The sequence below is a fragment of the Metabacillus niabensis genome (assembly GCF_020524345.1).
Classification (GTDB): domain Bacteria; phylum Bacillota; class Bacilli; order Bacillales; family Bacillaceae; genus Metabacillus; species Metabacillus niabensis_B.
In genome coordinates this window covers 65,373-82,889 of sequence record NZ_JAIVLH010000006.1, presented here as the reverse complement: position 1 = coordinate 82,889, position 17,517 = coordinate 65,373, and the positions used below count along the sequence as shown (strand labels likewise).

The 17,517-nt window shown below is 39.2% G+C and carries 13 protein-coding genes; all 13 read right to left on the bottom strand.

The features are described from left to right. Positions 1 to 38: 38 nt before the first annotated feature. The gene (locus LC095_RS09285) at positions 39 to 272 is read right to left on the bottom strand and encodes a reverse transcriptase domain-containing protein (RefSeq protein WP_413467475.1); all 234 of its coding nucleotides are present in this window, start codon (positions 270 to 272) and stop codon (positions 39 to 41) included. A 194-nt stretch (positions 273 to 466) separates the two neighbouring features. Continuing rightward, positions 467 to 1,129 carry a class D sortase gene (locus tag LC095_RS09280; RefSeq protein WP_226527927.1) on the bottom strand — a complete coding sequence of 221 codons (663 nt, stop codon included), beginning with the start codon at positions 1,127 to 1,129 and terminating at the stop codon, positions 467 to 469. Next, entirely contained in the window at positions 1,130 to 2,320 is a 1,191-nt protein-coding gene (locus LC095_RS09275) for a processed acidic surface protein (RefSeq protein ID WP_226527926.1), read from the bottom strand. It lies immediately after the preceding gene. Positions 2,321 to 2,638: 318 nt separating this feature from the next. Continuing rightward, positions 2,639 to 4,312, bottom strand: coding sequence for a hypothetical protein (locus LC095_RS09270; RefSeq protein WP_226527925.1), 1,674 nt, complete (start codon positions 4,310 to 4,312; stop codon positions 2,639 to 2,641). Positions 4,313 to 4,717: 405 nt separating this feature from the next. Beyond that, positions 4,718 to 5,728 (bottom strand): LacI family DNA-binding transcriptional regulator, encoded by a 1,011-nt coding sequence (locus LC095_RS09265; RefSeq protein ID WP_226527924.1) that lies wholly within the window; start codon positions 5,726 to 5,728, stop codon positions 4,718 to 4,720. 347 nt (positions 5,729 to 6,075) lie between these two features. Next, positions 6,076 to 7,680 carry a CTP synthase gene (locus tag LC095_RS09260; RefSeq protein ID WP_226527923.1) on the bottom strand — a complete coding sequence of 535 codons (1,605 nt, stop codon included), beginning with the start codon at positions 7,678 to 7,680 and terminating at the stop codon, positions 6,076 to 6,078. A 343-nt stretch (positions 7,681 to 8,023) separates the two neighbouring features. After that, positions 8,024 to 8,581, bottom strand: a complete 558-nt coding sequence (rpoE, locus tag LC095_RS09255) for a DNA-directed RNA polymerase subunit delta (RefSeq protein WP_226527922.1) — start codon at positions 8,579 to 8,581, stop codon at positions 8,024 to 8,026. A 337-nt stretch (positions 8,582 to 8,918) separates the two neighbouring features. Further along, complete coding sequence (icmF, locus tag LC095_RS09250; protein ID WP_226527921.1) at positions 8,919 to 12,179, bottom strand: fused isobutyryl-CoA mutase/GTPase IcmF; 3,261 nt, start codon at positions 12,177 to 12,179, stop codon at positions 8,919 to 8,921. Beyond that, entirely contained in the window at positions 12,180 to 12,824 is a 645-nt protein-coding gene (locus tag LC095_RS09245) for a TetR/AcrR family transcriptional regulator (protein WP_226527920.1), read from the bottom strand. A gap of 252 nt (positions 12,825 to 13,076) precedes the next feature. Beyond that, complete coding sequence (locus tag LC095_RS09240) at positions 13,077 to 14,216, bottom strand: acyl-CoA dehydrogenase (protein ID WP_226527919.1); 1,140 nt, start codon at positions 14,214 to 14,216, stop codon at positions 13,077 to 13,079. A 28-nt stretch (positions 14,217 to 14,244) separates the two neighbouring features. Further along, on the bottom strand, positions 14,245 to 15,387 hold the full coding sequence (locus LC095_RS09235; RefSeq protein WP_226527918.1) for an acyl-CoA dehydrogenase: 1,143 nt from the start codon (positions 15,385 to 15,387) through the stop codon (positions 14,245 to 14,247). A 32-nt stretch (positions 15,388 to 15,419) separates the two neighbouring features. Further along, the gene (locus LC095_RS09230; protein ID WP_226527917.1) at positions 15,420 to 16,271 is read right to left on the bottom strand and encodes a 3-hydroxybutyryl-CoA dehydrogenase; all 852 of its coding nucleotides are present in this window, start codon (positions 16,269 to 16,271) and stop codon (positions 15,420 to 15,422) included. 35 nt (positions 16,272 to 16,306) lie between these two features. Next, positions 16,307 to 17,485 carry an acetyl-CoA C-acetyltransferase gene (locus LC095_RS09225; protein ID WP_226527916.1) on the bottom strand — a complete coding sequence of 393 codons (1,179 nt, stop codon included), beginning with the start codon at positions 17,483 to 17,485 and terminating at the stop codon, positions 16,307 to 16,309. Positions 17,486 to 17,517 lie beyond the last annotated feature (32 nt).

The following is a 17,517-nucleotide window of genomic DNA, read 5'->3' as shown; positions in this document are numbered from 1 at the left end:
CCTAAACCTGAATTTATACTAGATTAAGTAAAGCTTAATTACTTTTTAAGTTTATCGTGATGGACGGTATCGAAGAATATTTCAAGGTCAATGTCGGCTACCCAATCATTCCCGCCCTTTAGAAATTCCAGGCTTTTTATAATTGCCATCTCACAACTTCTTTTTGGTCTGAAACCGTAACTGAATTCGCTGAACTGTTCTTCGAATATCGGACTGAGAACTTGATGAATGGCTTGTTGAACGACTCTACCCACTACTGTTGGTATTTCCAATTTGCTCACCTTTCCCGAGCTAGGTCAGTCTCCTCAGGAATGAATTTCCACCATTTGGGATTTTCATTCGTTTCCTTCAACCAGTCGTTTCACCAAAATGACGTCTCTGTCAGAAAAGAAAATAAGAGTGATAATTAACTTATCACTCTGTGACTGCCCGTCACACAAAAAGCAACTCCCAAGGGAATTGCTTTTTATTTGGATGAAATTAGATCTGCGACGAGGATATAGCGCTCTGGTGATGCGCCGATAAAATCAAACGGATAGCATGTAGAAACAGTTAGTGTTGCTCTTGGTTTCGGAACAATGACTGTTCGGTCATCCTTGTCAACAATACGTACCTTCTTCACTTTATACGTAAATTCTCCTGCGGATGTTTTAACAACTAATAGATCACCTTTTCCAACTTCACCAAGCTTACGAAACACTGTATCGCGATGCCCTGATAGGACGGAATTATCTTTTTCACCAGGCAGAACACTACCTGCGAAATGACCAACTCCTTTTTCCAATTCTTCTTCAGCTGTTCCGTGATAGATTGGAAGCTTTGCCTCTAATTTTGGAATAATAAGCTCCCCAATATTTTCTCCCTTTTCAGGAGGTTTCAGGTAAAGAGGTTTCTGCTCTTGCTCTTTATTTTGTTCCTCCTCATTAGTTTCAATCAAATCTGATATTATTTTATTGTTCTCGGCATTAACTTGACCTGTTTTAAAAAGAAGATAGCCTTTTAAAAAAGTATAAGCATTTGTACTTCCAAACCACAATCCAAACAAAACGAACGAAACAGATATAGAAAGAAGAAGCAAACGTTTTGGGCGTTTGCTCCGCTTGCTTTTTCTACTTCTTGTCCTTCTCATTTAAGAAATCCCTTTAGCTTTTACACGTCGGAATATCCCCAAACCAACTACAACAAGTGCAAGTCCAACTATAGCATTTCCAGCATGGTCGGAAGCTGTCTTTGGCAGCTTGCCTCCTTTGACTGTTTTAACAGATGGTTTCACCGTTTCTGGTCCTTTAGATACGTTTTGATTCTCTGTTACAATTTCCTCTGCTTGCTTAATGTCTTTTCCTGTTTCCTTAATTAATTCGGAGCCAAACATGTCGGCTGTTAACAGTATATCAGCAAGAAACTCGCCTTGTTTGTTATATAATTCAATTAACAGATCATAACCGTTTGTTGTATCCATTGTCATCAAAGTTTCAAATGACACGGCTTGTTTTTCACCGTCTTTAACAAGATAATACTTTGTTTCAATTTGGAAAAGATCAAGCATGTCACTAAAAATATCAAAAAGCTCTGCGATTTGTTCAGCTGATAGTTCTTCAGCAGATTCAAAATCTTCAAACGCCACCATTCTATCGCTAAGCTCGATCAGTTTTTCTAAAAAAGCAGGATCTTCAAAATCGAGCGTTTCAAGATGAGCAAACAGTTTCTCAACTTCCTCATCCGTCAGACCAATCTCTGTAAAAAGTCCATAAATTTCGTCTAAATACTCGTCACCGTTTACATAAAAGTCAACAGCCAACTCTAGATCTTCAATATATTCATAATTTTCAATAGAATCTTCATTTTCATTTAAAAACTTTTCAAGATCCTCTTTTGAGTCAAAACCATAATCGTCAAGAAGAATCTGAAGGTTTTCTTCATCAATCGGAGTTCCTTCCATGCCATTTAAATAAAAATCAACATATTCAAGAAGTTCCTCTTCAAATATAATATAGGTTCCATCTAATACATCCTGCCCTTCTTCAATATCACCATATTCGACAAGAAGCTCATTTAACTCATCACGAGTCAGTTCAAATCTCTCTAGTACAGGTTGAATAGATTCTTCCGTAAGAGGGGTTCCAAGCTCATCAATAGACTCAAAATCTATTAAATACCAATCTTTGCTTTCAATATAAATGATATATTCTTGCTTGTCCCAACCAATATCCTTTAAGAACTTTTCAAATTCAGGTTCGTTTGACTCAATAGCAAAAGTTGAAACAGGCAAAAGTCCAAGTCCAAGTAAAACCCCCAAAAGAACCGATAGTAAACGTTTCATTCCCTTTCCCCCTAAGATTATTTATATAATATCTAGAATATTATAATTCTAAAGGTCTTATTTAGATAGAGGATTTTATGTCGATTTTTAGAAAAATTTTAATAATTTGTAAATCAACAAGAAGTCATTAGAAAAACACGACTTACCGCCAAGAATGGCGGGAGCCGATGTCTTTCTTATACTTTAATCATTTAAAGTTAAATATTATTAAATATGTAAAAAATAAAGGGTGGAACATATTAATCAATCTAATATGTCCCACCCTTTTCCTTCTTGTTCAATATACACGCCAGTTCGCTGTACAGAAAAAATCTCTAGTCATTCTTCAATTTTCTTAGAACTATCAACAGTTTTTAACCAACCTATCGGACTCAGGTTAACTTTATTTGCCCCTGCATAGTTTTCAAGTGTTGCCACAACACTATTTAATGGAAGCACATTATACGTATAAGGTAACTCCTCGTTAAATGGATATTCGAAGGTGAAGGGATCAGAAGGCGGATTCTCTTTACTCATATTTTCACTTCCAACAATATGTGATGACCATGCCCAATTTCCAATCGTTGATTTGTCATACCATGTAAATCCTTTATTGAATAGATTTTCACCATTATTGTCCCAGCTGCTACCTGTATAAGTCCCATATTTATTTGTTATGTGGGAATTAACTATTAAATTTCTGTTATAAGCGCTTTGAAATAGCTCAGCCCATTGTTCATCCATGTTTGTAGTATCTAATCCTTGAATTTCAGCACCTGTAATTGGCTCGTTAATCCCATAGAATACACAGGTATCTGCTGCAATAGAAGCTCCATTTCTTGCATTAAGTGCTCGTGACAGAGTATCAGTCCCGTATTCAGCAATAGCACTTACATTCTCCAATACATCATAGTGAGTTGAGTTATCAAGGTAACAGTTGTACATATGACCAGTACCTTGGCGGATCATGGGTATTCTCTGCCCAATATTGGTATAACGGTTATATGCTAGTGTTAACCGAATTCTTTGGTTGCCATCCTTTATCTCTGTACCACTGCCACTCACATAATTCACATAGTCTTTATCTCCAGAACCATTTAAGTGCACCTTGCTGTGGTAGGCGGCATACGCCATGATCTGTTCTTTGGTCGCACCGCCATTGCGCATTTTATAGTAGACACTATCAGAATTGAGCTCATTTGCGGCATATTTTCCTTCCATAAACTGAATCGATTGATAAATATCACTATCTTCTGGTGGATTTTCATTTGCAGGTAATCCGAACTCAGACCAAGAGATGGTAATATTTGAACCACCATTCTCAGTGTCAATCAATCCATCTGCTGCAATAGTGAATTTACAATGGTCAATCCAAACATTATTCGCCCCATTTATTTTAATAAATGTCCAGCCAACTTCCTTATGTTTTCCAGTGTCATCCCATTGCCACATTCCATCAAAATTTAAATTCCTTATCACAATATCATTCGTTGATCTTTGAAGTTTAAATTCTGCACTTCTAATTGTTTTACCTTTTTTTGAAAAAATCGTTAACCCATCTACATTATTTATGTCTAGTTGAGAAACACCTGATGCAGCTAACTTCGGATTTGTAAATCCGTTCATAGGATCCCGATATTTTCTTATAAACCGGTATTTTTTAGCTTCTTCTGAACTTAAATTTAATGATTTCCATCCCAGGTTTAGATTTTTCGCTACTTCAATGACTTTCACACTTCCCTTTTCAGCATCCAAAATCGCCTGCAAAAACTCTCTTTCAGTTTTAACCTGCCGATAATAAGTAGTATCCATGTAGTGGCTTCGGTCATTTACCCCTAATGATGCGTAACCAGTTACTGAAAGATAACTATTGTCGTAGTCTTTAACATTTCTTGTTGTATTTGGTATAGAATCAATTTCTGCTGCATGCCCTAATGTATTTACCCCAAATAGGAACGATGACGCAATAAATGATATTATCACCAGCCAGATTATTCCGCTTTTAAATTTCAAACGATTCCCTCCCTCAAATAGTATTTATATATGCTTTCTACTATAATCAATCGTCATCTCTTTTCCTTATAACATCACCTCCTTAAAATAACTAAAAAGACTTCAGGTGGTAATACAATAAAAGATTACCCCCCCCTCATGAAAGCGCTCATATTTTATGAAATGACGAGAATACTTTTAATAGGAATGATATACAAGATGCTTTTCAAGATATATAATCAGTTTCTTAGAAATAAGTAAAAAGACTTACTCTGTACTAGAATAGGAAACGAAATGAGCATGTTTCATGAGAATGATTATGTCTATTTATTTAATCCATGAAAGCTGTAGATAGCCTTAAATTCCAGCAATCTCCTCGACTATATTTTCTCAGACTAAAAAAGATCAGCCCATGATGAGCTGACCTTATTTTTTACTAGATTCCCTTATAATGAGTTCCGTATCAATAAAAACAGGTTTTAAGTCTATTTTACCGTGAATTAAATCATGTAACATATGAGCAGCAAGCTTTCCTAATTGTTCTTTATTTTGCTTAACTGTTGAAAGCTTTGGACTACTGTAACGACATGCATCGATGTCATCACATCCAATAACTGATATATCTTCAGGTACACGCAATCCTTTTTCTTTAATCGCCGCAATCGCTCCAAAAGCCATTAAATCAGAAGCCGCAAAAACTGCTTTCGGATATGTCGTGTCTTCAAGCATCTTGTTCATTGCAACATAGCCACTCTCTTCTTTAAAATCACCGTATTGAAACCATTTTGGAGTGATTTGAATCCCTAGTTGATCCATGGCATCTTTAAATCCTTTTTCACGCAGCTCGGTAATGAGATAATGCTCTCTTCCCCCGATAAAACCAAGTTCACGAATTCCTTGTCCGTAAAAGTGTTGAACAACCTTTCTGGCAAGGTTTACATTATCACTCATAACATAGCTTGCTTTAGATCCTTGTAGCTCTAAGTCAATCCCAAGACTTGGGATACCTTCCCTAACAAGCTCATAAATATCATCCTCGATATCTTCCCCAGAGATAATGACACAACCATCTACATGAAAGTGTCGACATCTCGCTAGATAACTTCCATGATCTATGGATATTTGTTCATTTGAAAACATGATAATGTCGTAGCCCAATAATCCAATCGCTTTTTTAAAGGATGTGACGACTTCATTAAAAAAAGGATGAGTGAAATCCACATTTACTTTTCCTGCATGTATAAGCCCGATTAAATTGGATTTTTTCGTCGCTAAGGCTTTAGCAAAAAAGGTGGGCTGATACCCGGTCTCTTTGATAATGTCCATGACTTTTTTTCTTGTGTTTTCACTAATGCCACTGTAGTTATTGATGATTTTCGAAACAGTACCCGGAGAAACTCCGGCCATTTCAGCAATATCTTTTATCGTTAGATTCATCGCATTCCCTCTATTATGATCTTTCGGCCACTTTCATATATTTGTTGTTTTTAATAAAGTTGAAAAATTAGTTCACTAGCTACCTAAACATTACTATGAATTATTGTATTATTCAATCCGTTTTTAAAGCCCTTACAGTAATAATATATAGCGATATTATTCTTCTATAAATCTTTTTAGAATCTTCCACTCGATTCAACATATTTTTTAATTTATTCCTTGCTAAAACAACTATTCTAAAGAAATTAAATATATGAACTCATTTTTCAATAGAAGCTCAAAAATAAAAAAACTACCCTTGTCCCACTGATTAATAGTAGGTACGAGGGTAGTTTTTATATGACTTATCATTTTTCTGCTGCTGTTAATGATGCTTGAACAAAGTCACGGAATAATGGTTGTGGTTTTGTTGGTCTTGATGTGAATTCCGGGTGGAATTGGGATGCCACGAACCATGGGTGATCTTTAAGTTCTACGATTTCCACTAAGCGGCCATCAGGAGTTGTTCCTGAGAAAACAAAGCCTGCGTCTTCCATTGCTTGGCGGTATTCGTTGTTAAATTCATAACGGTGACGATGACGCTCATAGATTACTTCATCCTGATATGCTTCAAATGCACGTGTACCTTCTTGAAGCTTACTTGGAGATAAACCAAGACGTAATGTTCCGCCTAAATCTTCAATATCCTTTTGTTCAGGTAAAAGATCGATAACAGGGTATTTGGTGTTTGGATCAATTTCAGATGAGTTTGCACCTTCCAACCCTAGTACATTACGTGCATACTCGATTGATGCAACCTGCATACCTAAGCAAATGCCTAAGAACGGCACTTTGTTTTCACGAGCATATGTTGTAGCAAGGATTTTTCCTTCTACTCCACGATCACCAAACCCGCCAGGTACTAAGATACCATCAACATCTGATAATTCATCTTTCACTGTTTCCTGTGTTAAACTTTCAGCATTTACCCATTTGATTTCAATATCAGAATCGAATGCATAGCCCGCATGGCGTAATGCTTCAACAACAGAAATATAAGCATCCTGCAGTTCAACATATTTCCCTACAAGGCCGATTTTTGTTTTTTTGGATAGGCTTGTTACACGTTTTACAAGCTCTTTCCATTCTGTCATGTCTGCCTCATTGCAGTTCAATTTTAAATGGTTACAAACAATTGTATCCAGGTTTTGTTCTTGTAAATCTAAAGGAATAGAGTAAAGAGTTTCCGCGTCACGACATTCAATAACTGCATTTGTATCGATGTCACAGAATAACGCAATTTTGTCTTTCATGTCTTGAGAGATTGGCATTTCTGTACGAACAACGATGATATTTGGCTGAATTCCTAAACTGCGTAATTCTTTTACACTATGTTGTGTTGGTTTTGTTTTTAGTTCACCTGCAGCTTTAATATAAGGAACAAGTGTACAGTGGATGTACATGACATTATCACGGCCGATGTCACTTTTAATTTGGCGGATGGCTTCAAGGAATGGAAGAGATTCTATATCCCCGACTGTTCCACCGATTTCAGTAATAACAACGTCCGCACCTGTTTCTTTTCCGGCACGGAAAACACGGTCTTTGATTTCATTTGTGATATGTGGAATAACTTGAACAGTTCCTCCAAGATAATCACCGCGACGTTCTTTCTTTAAGACAGTAGAATAAATTCTTCCTGTTGTTACGTTATTGAATTTTGTTAAGTTTACATCAATAAAACGCTCATAGTGACCTAAATCCAAGTCAGTCTCAGCGCCATCACCTGTAACAAACACTTCCCCATGCTGGTATGGGCTCATTGTTCCCGGATCAACATTTATGTACGGGTCGAATTTTTGAATTGTTACACTCATGCCGCGATTTTTTAATAGTCTACCCAGTGATGCTGCTGTGATCCCTTTTCCTAGAGATGACACAACGCCACCTGTTACAAAAATATACTTTGTCATGGTCTTCCCCCTCAGAAGCTTGTATGTTTATTATTTTGTACAAAAGATGAAGAAATCATTTAAGAACATAAAATGGGTTCATCTGAAAAACCAATAATATAGAAGCATTACTTAAAAATATTAGAAAAACTTGGCTTATCGCCAAGTCCTAATGGTGAAAGCCTTAGTTTTTCTTATATCATCAATAAAATCTTATACGTTCTGATAGTATAAAATAAGAAAGCTCCCTTCCAAAACCATTTGAAAGGGAGCTGTAATTGTGTAATTGATAAAACAATTGCTTTTTTAAGAGCCCAAAATAGATTCTACCTAGTTAGAAATAGAAAGTCAAGACGATTTCCTTTTATTTTTCGTCGTCGTCTAAATCGTCCTCTTCGTCTTCATCCTCTTCGTCGTCTAGATCATAGTCCTCATCATCATCGTCAATGAGATCATCATCATCTAGATCGTCATCATCATCTGCGTCATCCAGATCATCGAAATCTTCCTCTTCGTCTTCATCTGTGTCATCGAAGTCATCTAGATCATCATAATCAAGATCTTCTTCAAGCTCATCATATACATCATCCAGATCTTCATCATCATCAGACTTCTTAGCTTTTTTCTTCTTCGGTTTAGCGACCGGTACAATTTCTTCTTCAATTTGCTCATATGGGTACCAAGTGCGTAATCCCCACATGTTTTCACCTACACAAATAAAGCGGCCATCAATGTTAATATCTGTATAGAATTGTGCAATTTTATCTTCAACTTGCTGTTTTGTTAAACCTAGTAATCCTTTTATTTCCTCTACTAACTCACTGAAAATATAAGGCTTTTTGCTATCTTCAAAAAGCTCATAGGCAACTTCTACCATTGCCATTTCTTTTATTTGTTCGTCTGTTAATTGTTTTAGACTCAAGTTCCGGCACTCCCTTTCAAGGTCATCAATATCTATCGGCTAACCTCTTAACCTTCTAGCATTAGGGTAAGAAAGCCATACAAACAAGATTATGTACAAAATAAACCTAACAAATCATACCATTCATTATAAACAATTTCTAGCGGTTTATGCCACCTTTATCAACTAAAAATTTGGTTGTTATCAACTTATCTAAATTTGTTAACTTTGTTGCTAGAATAATTTGTATTGTGCTTGGTTGATTGCAGCTCCAGGTTGTTCGCTTTCTGTGGGGCGGGCGGTGAGCTTCCTCGGCGTAAACACCTGTGGGATCTCACCTATCCCGCATCTCCTTACATCACATATTCCGTCTATATTGTCCGCCGACTTCGTATAGTGCTTGTGTAATTTGGCCAAGGCTTGCTACTTTTACTGTCTCCATTAGTTCTGCAAATATATTTCCGTTGTGAATGGCAGTTTGTTTTAATTTTGATAATGCCTCGCTTACCTCGCTTTCATGTGTTTGATGGAAGATTTTAAGGTTTTGAATTTGGGTTTCTTTTTCCTCTTTTGATGCACGGGCAAGTTCCATTGTATCCATCATTTCTTCAGTTGGCGGATTTGGATTTAAGTAGGTGTTAACTCCAATGATCGGCAGTTCTCCAGTGTGCTTTTTCATTTCATAGTGCATTGATTCGTCTTGAATTTTACCACGTTGATATTGAGTTTCCATTGCACCCAGCACACCGCCGCGTTCATTGATTCGATCAAATTCCTGAAGGACAGCTTCCTCTACTAAGTCTGTTAATTCTTCCACGATAAATGATCCTTGAAGAGGGTTTTCATTTTTGGTTAATCCATGCTCTTTTGTAATGATCATTTGAATCGCCATCGCACGACGAACCGATTCCTCTGTTGGCGTTGTTATGGCTTCATCGTAGGCATTTGTGTGGAGAGAGTTGCAATTATCATGAAGAGCCATTAATGCCTGCAGTGTTGTACGAATATCATTGAAATCTATTTCCTGTGCATGCAGGGATCGTCCAGATGTTTGGATATGATACTTTAATTTTTGACTTCGTTCATTTGCGCCATACTTATCTCTCATAACCGTAGCCCAAATTCTTCGGGCCACCCGGCCGATGACAGTATATTCCGGATCCAATCCATTACTAAAAAAGAACGACAGATTTGGTGCAAAGGAATCTATATCCATCCCTCTGCTTAGGTAATATTCTACATACGTGAACCCATTTGAGAGGGTGAAAGCGAGCTGAGAAATAGGATTTGCTCCGGCTTCCGCAATATGATACCCAGAGATGGACACTGAGTAGTAATTTCTCACATTGTGATCAATAAAATATTGCTGAATGTCTCCCATAAGCCTTAAGGCAAATTCCGTTGAAAAAATACATGTATTTTGACCTTGATCTTCTTTTAAAATATCAGCCTGAACTGTACCTCTCACGGTTTGAAGGGTGTACGCTTTTACTTCGTTTACCTCTTCATCAGATAAAGCACGGCCAACCTCAGCTTCCTTCTTTTTCACCTGCTGATCGATCGCTGTGTTCATAAACATCGCTAAAATAATTGGAGCCGGACCATTAATTGTCATCGAAACGGAGGTGGATGGTGCGCATAAATCAAAGCCTTCATACAGCTTTTTCATATCTTCAAGCGTACATACACTCACACCGCTTTCACCTATTTTCCCGTAAATATCAGGGCGGTAAGCAGGATCTTCACCATATAATGTCACAGAATCAAAGGCTGTGCTCAGACGCTTTGCTGAATCGTCTTTTGATAAATAATGAAAACGCCGGTTTGTCCGTGCAGGTGTGCCTTCACCTGCGAATTGTCTTTTCGGATCCTCACCTTCTCGTTTAAATGGGAAAACTCCTGCAGTAAACGGAAAAGCTCCTGGTACATTTTCTTTGTATAACCAAGTTAAAATATCACCATCATTTTTGTATGTTGGTAGTGAAACCTTTGGTATTGAGAGACCGGAAAGTGAAGTCGTACGTAGCTTTGTGGCCATTTCCTTATTGCGAATAACAGTTGTAAATTCAGCTTGTGCATACTTATCTCTTAAGTCCGACCAATTAGCCAGCAATTCCTTTGATTGTGGTGTCAACTGCTGTTCAAGCTTACGTTGAAGTGCCCGTAATGAAGTCACCACTTCCTCATTTTTTTCATGATCTGCTAAAGCTTCAATCGTTCCTTTTACTTGAAAAAGCTTTGTGGCAAGATCTGCTTGCTTTTCTGCATGATGATGATAGTTTCTGACGGTTTCACTAATTTCTCTTAGATAATATCTCCGTTCTGGCGGGATGATGACATTTTGCTTTTCAACTTCTTTTATGACAGGTAATGTTGACTGCCAGTTCAAGCCCGACTTTTCATTTATCAACTCTAAAATTTTAGCAAACAACGTGTTTGTTCCCAGATCATTAAACTGGCTTGCAATGGTGCCAAAAATGGGCATATCATCTATAGGTTTATCAAACAGCATCCGGCTGCGTTGATATTGCTTTTGTACTTGGCGCTTTGCGTCCTCTGATCCTTTGCGTTCAAATTTATTAATCACAACCAAATCGGCATAATCGAGCATGTCGATTTTTTCTAATTGAGATGGTGCACCAAATTCACTTGTCATCACATACATTGAAAGGTCACAAATCTCGGCGATCTCTGCATCTCCTTGACCGATTCCACTCGTTTCCACGATCACAAGATCAAATCCAGTTGCCTTCACAATTGAAATTGCATCGTGAATCGCAAGGGAAATTTCTGATTTAGATTGACGAGTTGCCAAACTTCTCATAAAAACCTGTGGTGAGAAAATGGCATTCATCCGAATTCGATCCCCGAGTAGAGCTCCCCCTGTTTTTTGCTTTGTAGGATCTACAGATAAAATAGCAATTCGAATATCCTCTATTTCATTAAGAAACCGTCTGATTAATTCATCTGTTAGGGAACTTTTCCCCGCTCCACCGGTTCCCGTAATACCTAGAACGGGTATGTTCTTAGTTTGTGAGATCATTTTCTGGAAAATAGGTGCTACGTTTTCAGGTAATGCTTGCTGTGAAATTTTTGCTTCAGCATAGGATATCAGTTTTGCAACTGTTTTTATATCCCCAGATGTTAGCTGATTGACCTCTACATCATCTGACCCTATTGGCGAGAAATCACATTCCTTTAACATGTAATTAATCATCCCCTGTAACCCAAGCTCACGGCCATCTTCAGGTGAAAAAATCTTCGCAATTCCATACTCGTGAAGTTCTTTTATTTCTCTGGGAATAATCACCCCGCCTCCCCCACCAAAAAGGCGGATATGTCCTGCTCCTTTTTCCTGCAGCAGATCATACATATACTTGAAAAATTCAACATGTCCTCCTTGATAAGAAGAAATCGCAATTCCTTGGACATCCTCTTGAATAGCAGCAGAGACAATTTCTTCTACAGAACGATTATGTCCTAAGTGAATCACTTCTGCTCCGCTTGCCTGCAAAATCCGCCGCATAATATTGATTGATGCATCATGACCATCAAACAAGCTTGAAGCTGTGACAAATCGAATATGATGTGTTGGCTTATACCTATTAGCTACTACCATCTAATCACCCCTTTGTTCGTTCTGTTTCTCTCCTACCCCTTGTAAAATCACCTTGGTTTGCAGCTCAATATAGTCATCAATTGTATATATTTTTTGGAGAGCCCATCTGCGAAAGCCCCACATTTGTCCTTGCACAAAGATGTTATGGGCAATTAATTCAGATTCTTTTTCCGAAAGTGTGAGCTCTCCATTTTTCACACAGCAATCAATAATGTGTTTAAACATCCCGACCATTTCAATTTCTTTTTTTAATACATAAGGCAGAGCATCTTTTGAAAGAGATTTTGCTTCTTGGTACATGACAAGGACTTCATCCTGCATGTCGTCCATGACTTTAAAGTAGTTTTCAATCGCCTGCTTGAGGCTTTCGATTGTTCCTTGCTTTGTATCAAGATTTTCTTCAAGACGGATGTGGACCTGGTCATAAATCCTGTCACAGACTAGGTACAGCACATCTTCTTTTTGTCGGATGTATTCATATAATGTGCCGATGCTGAAGCCAGCCGCCCGGGCAATTTCTCTTGTTGTTGTTCTGTGAAATCCTTTTTCTTTAAAAAGGGTTACTGCACCCTTGATCATTTGCTCTCTGCGTTTTTCAATTAATTTTTCATCTTTTACAGATGCGACAACTTCTCGTTTTTTCATCTGCGTTTCCCACCTAACATTGACACTTTCGCATACTTTGTTGATTTTAAAATAGTTAACGGTAAAAATAGTTCGTTCCATTGCGCTCCAGACACTCACTTTCCGCGGGGAGGAAGCTGAGTGTCCTTCAGCTTCGCTTGCGGGTTCTAAGCCTTTCCTCATTTCCCGCAGGAGTCGAGTGTCTTCCGCTCCATTTCACTCTTGTTTTGAAATAAGATTTCTAAAGCAACAAACACTAAGGACTTATAAAATCTACTTTGTTAGCATTCTAGAAATAACTAATCGCTGGATTTCCTGGGTTCCTTCGTAGATTTGGGTGATTTTTGCGTCTCTCATGTAGCGTTCTACAGGGTAGTCTTTTGTATAGCCGTAGCCTCCGAATACTTGGACAGCTTCTGTTGTGACCTTCATTGCTGTGTCTCCTGCAAAGAGCTTTGACATAGCCGATTCTTTTCCATATGGAAGTCCTTTTGATTCGAGCCATGCGGCTTGATAGGTTAACAGACGTGCTGCCTCAATGCTTGTCGCCATATCAGCCAGCTTGAAACTAATTCCCTGCTGCGCGGCAATGGGCTTGCCGAACTGTTCACGTTCCTTTGCATAGGCAACTGCTGCATCCAGTGCGCCTTGTGCGATTCCTACTGCTTGTGCGGCAATTCCGTTTCTACCGCCATCTAAAGTCATCATCGCAATTTTAAATCCTTCCCCAATTTGACCTAATATGTTGTCCTTTGGCACTTTGCATTCTTCAAAGATAATTTCTGTTGTTGGTGAGGAACGAATGCCCAGCTTGCTTTCTTTTTTACCGACAGAAAAGCCTTCAAAGTCTTTCTCAATAATAAATGCGGTTGTGCCCTTATGTTTACTGGAAGGGTCCGTTATGGCAAAAACGATATAAAGGTCGGCAATTCCACCGTTTGTAATAAAGATTTTTGATCCATTTAATACGTAGTGATCTCCGTCTTCCCTGGCATGTGTGCGCATTCCGCCGGCATCTGATCCTGAACCGGGCTCTGTTAATCCGTAAGCACCAATTTTTTCTCCAAGTGCCATTGGTGTTAAATATTTCTGTTTTTGCTCCTCTGTGCCGAATTTAAATAACGGCCACCCCGCCAGTGATGTGTGAGCTGATAATGTCACACCTGTTGATGCGCATACCCTTGAGAGCTCTTCAACTGCAATCACATAAGCTAAATAGTCACTTCCGATTCCGCCATATTCCTCAGGCCAGGGAATACCGGTTAATCCCAGGTTCGCCATTTTCTTAAAAATGTTCCTATCAAATCGCTCTTGTTCATCTCGTTCAGCTGCTGTTGGTTCAACTTCTTTTCTCGCAAAATCCCGAACTGTTTTTCTTAACATTTCATGTTCTTCAGATAGCTTAAAGTACATTGTGCTCTCCCCTTTGTTACCGCTTAATTTATCGTTCTTTTAATAGATGTTTACTGATGACGATTCGTTGGATTTCACTTGTGCCTTCATAGATCTCACATACTTTTGCATCACGGAAATACCGTTCAACAGGGTAATCCTTTGTATAGCCGTATCCTCCAAACACCTGTATCGCCTCTGTTGTGACGTCCATTGCCGTTTTGGAAGCAAATAATTTGGCCATTGCTGCTTGCTTTCCACAAGGCATGCCCTGGTCCTTTAACCAAGCTGCTTGATAGACTAATAGTTTCGCCGCCTCCACATTTGTCGCCATGTCAGCAAGCTTAAAAGAAATACCCTGTTGAGCAGAAATTGGCTTGCCAAATTGCTTTCGCTCCCCGGCATATTGTACTGCTTTTTCAAGTGCTGCTTCCGCAATGCCCAATGCCTGTGCGGCGATGCCAATTCGGCCGCCATCAAGATTTGCCATCGCAATCTTAAAGCCTTCCCCTTCATGTCCAAGAAGGTTTTCAATTGGAACCTGTGCATCTTCAAAGATAAGCTGAACCGTTCTCGATCCATTTAAGCCCATCTTGTGTTCATCCTTGCCGATAATTAAACCGGGTGTATCTTTTTCAATAATAAACGCAGAGATGCTGGTACTCGTTTTCTCTTCCCCTGTTCTGGCAAACACGATATAGGTGTCTGCTTCCCCGCCATTTGTAATGAACATCTTTGATCCATTCAGCACATAAAATTGCCCCTTTTTGACAGCTTTTGTTTTCATGCTTGCCGCATCAGATCCTGATCCCGGTTCTGTTAAACAAAAGGCTCCTAAATGCTCACCTCGCGCCAGCTTTTTTACGTATTTTTCTTTTTGCGCTTCCGTGCCAAACGACAAAATCGGATACGTTCCAACCGACGTATGAACTGATAAAATAACCGCCAATGTTGCACTTACCTTTGCCAGTTCATGAATAACCATCATATAAGAGGTAAAATCCAGATCGGCTCCATCATATTTGTTTGGAACCGGGATTCCCATCAATCCCAATTCCGCCATTTTGTTGAGGATTGCTCTAGGAAATACCCCTTGCTCCATTTTCTCAACAAACGGCTCTACCTCTGTTTTGGCAAAATCACGCACCATTTTTCGTAACATTATTTGTTCATCTGTTAACGCCACATTCATAGATGCCCACCCCTTTGGTCATATCAGATGTATTACGAATACTGATAAAATCCTCTGCCTGATTTTCGGCCGAGCCACCCTGCTTTTACGTATTTTCTTAGTAATGGACATGGTCGGTACTTATCATCACCGAAGCCCTCGAGAAGAGTTTCCATAATATAAAGACACGTATCTAAGCCAATAAAGTCAGCAAGGGTTAGCGGTCCCATCGGATGATTCATGCCAAGCTTCATTACTTCATCAACCGCTTCCGGCTCTGCTACACCTTCATACACCGTAAAAATGGCCTCATTAATCATTGGCATTAAAATCCGGTTTGACACAAATCCCGGAAAGTCTTGAACCTCAACAGGTGTTTTATTAAGTTTCCTTGTCACGGTTTCAATTTGCTCATACACCTCATCTGATGTTGCTAATCCCCGAATGATTTCAACCAGCTTCATGACCGGAACAGGATTCATAAAGTGCATGCCAATGACACGATCAGGCCTGGTTGTTGCGGCAGCAATTTCTGTGATCGGCAATGACGAGGTGTTTGTTGCTAAAATCGTCTTTTCACTCGCCAACTGATCCAGTTTTTCAAATAGACTGGTTTTGACTTCCATTTTTTCGATAATTGCTTCAATGATTAGATCTGCTTTCTTCACATGATCAAGAGTTGAGGAAAAGTTTAGTCTTTGAATGATTTCTTCTTTTTCGCTGTTTGTTAGCTTTTCCTTCTCCACCTGTTTTTGAAGCTGTTTTTTAATGGAGTTGATACCTTTATGGACGATTTCCTCATTTAGATCATGAAGAACAACTTCATAGCCTGCCATTGCACAAACTTGGGCGATCCCTGAACCCATTTGCCCTGCGCCGATCACCATGATTTTTTGAATTGTCATCGAAACCCTCCTTAATTTAACTTGATTAATCTCTATTAAACTTCAATCATAATCGCATCACCTTGACCGCCACCTGAGCAGATTGCCGCAATCCCAATTCCTCCGCCTCTTCGCTTTAATTCGTGAATAAGAGTAATAAGAATTCTCGCTCCGCTCGCACCGATCGGATGTCCGAGCGCTACTGCTCCACCATTTACATTGACCTTTTCAGGATCAAGATTTGCCAATTGGTTTGCAGCCAATGCCACTGTCGCAAAAGCTTCATTGATTTCAAATAAGTCAATATCTTCAACCGTTTTTCCTGTTTTCCTTAATAGTTCATTAATGACAAGTCCAGGTGTTTTGGGAAAGTCTTCTGCCTCACCTGCGATGGCTGTATGAGCTAAAATGGTTGCAAGAGGTTCTCTGCCTTCTTTTTGAGCCTTTTCATCACTCATAAGAACAAGGGCAGCTGCTCCATCATTTATTCCCGGGGCATTTCCGGCTGTAATTGTTCCGTCATGGTCAAAAACGGGAGACAACTTAGCTAAACGTTCGATTGATGTGTCCTTTCGCGGTGCTTCATCTTTGTCCACGATGATTGGATCTCCCTTTCGTTGTGGAACTGATACAGGAATGATTTCTTCTGCCAGTATCCCTGACTCTTGGGCAGCAACTGCCCGCTTATGGCTTCTTAATGCCCACTCATCCTGCTGTTCTCTCGTAATCTCGAGCTCCTTTGAGGTGCTGTTTCCGTATGTCCCCATATGAACGCCAGTAAAGCTGCAAGTTAATCCGTCATGAATCATTAAATCCTTGACTGGATGATCACCCATTCTTAAGCCCCATCTTGCCTTTGGCATGATATAGGGTGCATTGCTCATTGATTCCATCCCGCCTGCGACGATCACTTCTTCATCACCGGCACGAATGATTTGGTCAGCCATTGTGACACTTCTCAAACCGGATGCACACACTTTATTCACAGTTTCTGTTTTCACATTCCAAGGTAAGCCTGCAGCTCGTGCGGCTTGGCGTGAAGGAATTTGTCCCTGCCCGCCTTGCAGGACATTTCCTAAAATCACTTCTTGTACATCTTCAGCTCTAACCTTTGCTCTTAATAGTGCTTCTTTTATCGCAATTCCGCCTAGTTCTGCGGCTGTTAATGTTGACAATGCTCCACCAAATTTTCCAATCGGTGTTCTCACTCCACTTAAAATCACTGTTTTCACCATATATAAACTCCCCTTCGATGTTAGTAAACGCT